Raw genomic sequence first — 4,284 nt, forward strand, 5'->3', positions numbered from 1 at the left:
CCGACGACACCAACGCCGAATGGATCGACGCCTGCGACAGATACACCCGCCGGCCACCAGCCGCCCGCCCCAGCTCCGCCGCCCCCGGCGGCTGCGGCACCGGCCACGTCGACTCGTCCCAGCCGTGCCCCAGCACCACCGCGTCCGCCGGCAGCCCGGCCGCGAACGCCGCCACCGCGTCCAGCAGCTCCCCGGCCGACCGCACCCCGGACAGGTCCAGCCCCGACAACGCCAACCCGGTGTCACTGACATGCACGTGCGCGTCCACGAACGCCGGCGTCACCAGCGCCCCATCCAGCTCCACCACCCGGTCCGCGGCCGGCGCCTCCGAATCAGCACCCAACCAGGCGATCCGCCCGTCCCGGACCAGCAGCGCCGTCGCGGACGGAACCGCCGGGCAGTGCAACACTCCACCGCGGTACAACGTCGAGGGGTTGTTCATCATGACCTCAGTCTGCCGCCAGCCGGGCCTCGAACAGCCCACGCACCCCCGGCTCGCCGCGCAGCAACCCCAACGCCAGCTCCGCGTGCCCCGGCACGTACCCGTTACCGACCAGCATCGTCACGTCCGCCGCCAGGCCCTCCGCCCCCAGCGCCGCCGCCGCGAAACTCGTCGCCATCGAGAAAAAGATCACCGTACCGCCGTCCGCGGTCGCCAGCACCGCCCCGTGCTCACAGCCCGGCACGTCCACACAGACCACGGTCACGTCCGCCGGCACCCCCAGCGCCGAGGTCACCGCCGTGGACAACGCCACCGGATCCCGAGCGTCGGCCAGCGCCACCGCGTCAGCCAGACCCGCCGCCACCAGCGCGTCCCGCTCGGCGGCCACCGGCACCACCCCGACCGTACGACCCGCCCCCGCCCGCCGCGCGGCAGCCAGCGACAACGAGCCACTCTTGCCCGCACCGCCGATCACCGCCACCGTGACCGGTCGGGCCTGCGGCTGCGCCGCCCGCTCAGCCACGTACCGCGACACCACCCGGGCGGTCAGCGCCGGCGCCCCGCACACGTCCAGCACCGCCAGGGACAGCTGCGGATCCAGGTCCTCCGGCAGCACCGCCGCGATCGACCGGGCGAACAGAATCGCCCACCCGTCGCAGGGCACCTGCTCGCTACGCCCGTCCCAGCGGGCCAGCCCGTCGGTCACCACCAGCGGGGTGAGCGTCAGCGACACCAGCGTGGCAACCCGCTCACCAGGCTTGAGCCCCAGCGGGGAACGACGGCCGGCCTCCTCGACCGTGCCGATCAGCATGCCGCCCGACCCGGTCACCGGGTTCTGCATCTTCCCCCGGTTGGAGATGATCTCGAGGACATCGGCCCGCACCGCGTCGCCGTCGCCACCGTGCTTCTCCCACAGCTGCCGGAAACTCGCCGCGTCCAGATTCAGCCGCTCGACCCGGATGCGCACCTCGTTGGGCGCGATCTCCTGCCGCGCGTCCAACCGCCAGGCGGCCTGTGGCAGCACCCCCGCCGGTTCCACGACGCGGTGCAGACCCACCGGTGACGTCACGCCGACCTCCCCCTCTCGGCCGCCTGAAGCCCTGACCTGGACTCGCGTGGCGGGAAAACTTCCGGCAGACTAATTTCTTCACCGGATATTTTCCAGTAGCCTTCGGCCCGCCGATCACCCAGGTCGGCCGATCACCCACCAAGCCAGAGGAGGGGCCGTGACCCAGACCCAACCGCCGGTGCAGACCATCCCGGCACCGCAGCCGGCCCCCGAAGCCACGCTCACCGGCCAGCCGTACGAATACCGCCGCAACCCGCTCGTCGAACCCGACTGGACCCGCTTCCCCGGCTGGCGCCACGTCACCCGCGACCAGTGGGAGAACGCCCAGTGGCAGCGCGTCAACTGCGTCAAGAACATCAAACAGCTGCGCACCGTGCTCGGGGACACCGTCGACGAAAGCTTCTACGCCGACCTCGAAGCCGACCAGCGCGCCCTGGCGACCATGTCGATGCTGGTACCGCCGCAGATGATCAACACGATGGTGCCATTCGCCCCGCTGACCACCGAGGCGTTCCTCGCCGACCCGATCCGGCGCTACATGATCCCGGTCGCCTCCGACCGGCGCACCGACTGGCCGTCACACCCGTACGCCAGCCGCGACTCGCTGCACGAACACGACATGTGGGTCGCCGAGGGCCTCACCCACCGCTACCCCACCAAGGTGCTCGCCGAGCTGCTGTCCACCTGCCCGCAGTACTGCGGGCACTGCACCCGGATGGACCTGGTCGGCAACTCCACCCCCGCCGTCGACAAGCTCAAGCTCACCCTCAAGCCGGTCGACCGGTACGACGCGCACATCAACTACCTGAAGGCCCACCCCGGCGTCCGCGACGTCGTCGTCTCCGGCGGTGACGTGGCGAACGTGCCCTGGCGCAACCTCGAGTCGTACCTGATGCGACTGCTGGAGATCGAGACCATCCGCGACATCCGGCTCGCCACCAAGGCCCTCATGGGTCTGCCCCAGCACTGGCTCCAGCCCGACGTCGTCGAGGGCCTCGAACGGGTCGCCCGCACCGCCGCCCGGCGCGGGGTCAACCTGGCCATCCACACCCACGTCAACCACGCCCAGTCGATCACCCCGCTGGTCGCCAAGGCCGCCCAGACCGCCCTCGACGTCGGCGTACGCGACGTACGCAACCAGGGCGTACTCATGCGCGGAGTGAACGCCACCAGCACCGATCTGCTCGACCTCTGCTTCGCGCTACAGGGCGAGGCCGGCATCCTGCCCTACTACTTCTACATGTGCGACATGATCCCCAACGCCGAGCACTGGCGGGTCCCGGTCTGGCACGCCCAGCAGCTCCAGCACGACATCATGGGCTACCTGCCCGGCTACGCCACCCCACGGATCGTCTGCGACGTGCCCTTCGTCGGCAAGCGTTGGGTCCACATGATCACCGAGTACGACCGTGAGCGCGGCATCTCCTACTGGACGAAGAACTACCGCACCTCCATCGAGTCCGCCGACCTGGAGGCGCTCAGCAAGCGCTACGCCTACTACGACCCGATCGACACCCTGCCGGAGGCAGGCCAGCAGTGGTGGCAGACCCACCGCGACGACTGACCTCGGCGCCACCTCTTCCCAAGTTGCGGCCCCGGTGCAGGAATGCACCGGGGCCGCCGCCTACGTGACGACCGGTGACCGCCACGCGTAGCTGTGGCGGTCACCGGTTGAAGGCGTCCTTGGCGTTGCGCCCAGCGGACTTCATGTTCTCGCCGGCCTGCCGCGCCCGCGCCTCACTCTGCTCGGTGGCGCCCTCGGCCCGCATCCGCTCGTTGTCGGTCATGTCGCCGATGCGCTCCTTGGCGGCGCCGCTCATCTGCTCGACCTTGTTCTTGGCCTTGTCGGTGAAGCTCATGTCGCCTCCTCTGCTCCGCCGGCGGGGCGAGTCAGCCCCTCTCTTTCGGTGTCCCCCTGACTCGTGGGTCAAAACCTGCGCCAGCGGTCACATCGCGTATCGCGTCCTAGGAAGCTAGGTGATCGGGGTTGTCGCCGGGCTGGTTAACTGGACGGATGGGACAGATCCTGCTGATCCGGCACGGTGAGACCACCTGGAGCGCCAGCCGCCGACACACCTCGTACACCGACCTGGAGCTGACCCCCGACGGTGAGCGCCAGGCCCGCATGCTCGGCCCCGCCCTCGCCGACCAGCGGTTCGCCGCAGTGCTGACCAGCCCGCGCAAGCGGGCGCTGAATACCGCGCAACTGGCCGGGCTGACCGTCAGCGACACCGACGAGGACCTGGTCGAATGGAACTACGGTGCGTACGAGGGACGCACCACCGCCGAGATCCACGCCGAGCATCCGAGTTGGAACGTGTGGACCGACGGGTGCCCGGGCGGGGAATCCCCCAGCGAGGTCGGCGAGCGCCTCGACCGCCTGCTCACCCGGCTGCATCCGCTGCTGGACCGGGGTTCCGTCGCCCTGGTCGGACACGCACACTCGCTGCGCGTGCTGGGTGCCCGGTGGATCGGTCTGCCGCCCTCGGCCGGCGGGCTGCTCCGCCTGGACACCGCCACCCTCAGCCTGCTCGGCCACGAGCACGGGCGGCGGGTCATCCTCCGGTGGAACCAGCCAACTCCCCCACCAGCCGACACCGAATCGACGGCTCGGCACTGATCTTCGACCGCCGGGTCACGGCCGGAGGAACAGCCAACACAAACGCCCGGCTCCGGTTTCAGCCTCGCCGGCCGGCAACACCCCATCGGCTACCACCTCGCAGGCCGACGCGTCACCATCCACCTCGACCGCGGCGTCCTGCACCTGCTCGAC

5 protein-coding genes are annotated in these 4,284 nt (G+C 70.4%); 2 read left to right on the forward strand and 3 right to left on the reverse strand.

What is annotated here, in order from left to right; genetic code table 11:
- Both AB0M52_RS31320 and AB0M52_RS31325 read right to left on the reverse strand, forming a co-directional pair.
- A partial coding sequence (locus AB0M52_RS31320; RefSeq protein ID WP_363961177.1) for an amidohydrolase family protein occupies window positions 1-442 on the reverse strand: 442 nt, incomplete at its 3' end.
- Between the two features lie 7 nt (window positions 443-449).
- The gene (locus AB0M52_RS31325) at window positions 450-1,499 is read right to left on the reverse strand and encodes a zinc-binding alcohol dehydrogenase (protein ID WP_363961185.1); all 1,050 of its coding nucleotides are present in this window, start codon (window positions 1,497-1,499) and stop codon (window positions 450-452) included.
- A gap of 169 nt (window positions 1,500-1,668) precedes the next feature.
- Here AB0M52_RS31325 and AB0M52_RS31330 point away from each other — a divergent pair, with 169 nt between their 5' ends.
- Window positions 1,669-3,075 (forward strand): lysine 2,3-aminomutase, encoded by a 1,407-nt coding sequence (locus AB0M52_RS31330; RefSeq protein WP_363961179.1) that lies wholly within the window; start codon window positions 1,669-1,671, stop codon window positions 3,073-3,075.
- A gap of 100 nt (window positions 3,076-3,175) precedes the next feature.
- On the opposite strand, the gene AB0M52_RS31335 is transcribed toward AB0M52_RS31330, so the two are convergent.
- The gene (locus AB0M52_RS31335) at window positions 3,176-3,370 is read right to left on the reverse strand and encodes a CsbD family protein (protein WP_363961181.1); all 195 of its coding nucleotides are present in this window, start codon (window positions 3,368-3,370) and stop codon (window positions 3,176-3,178) included.
- Window positions 3,371-3,525: 155 nt separating this feature from the next.
- Here AB0M52_RS31335 and AB0M52_RS31340 point away from each other — a divergent pair, with 155 nt between their 5' ends.
- Window positions 3,526-4,131, forward strand: coding sequence for a histidine phosphatase family protein (locus AB0M52_RS31340; RefSeq protein ID WP_363961183.1), 606 nt, complete (start codon window positions 3,526-3,528; stop codon window positions 4,129-4,131).
- The last annotated feature ends 153 nt before the right edge of the window (window positions 4,132-4,284 follow it).

It is taken from the genome of Micromonospora sp. NPDC051296 (assembly GCF_040682255.1).
Classification (GTDB): domain Bacteria; phylum Actinomycetota; class Actinomycetes; order Mycobacteriales; family Micromonosporaceae; genus Micromonospora; species Micromonospora craterilacus.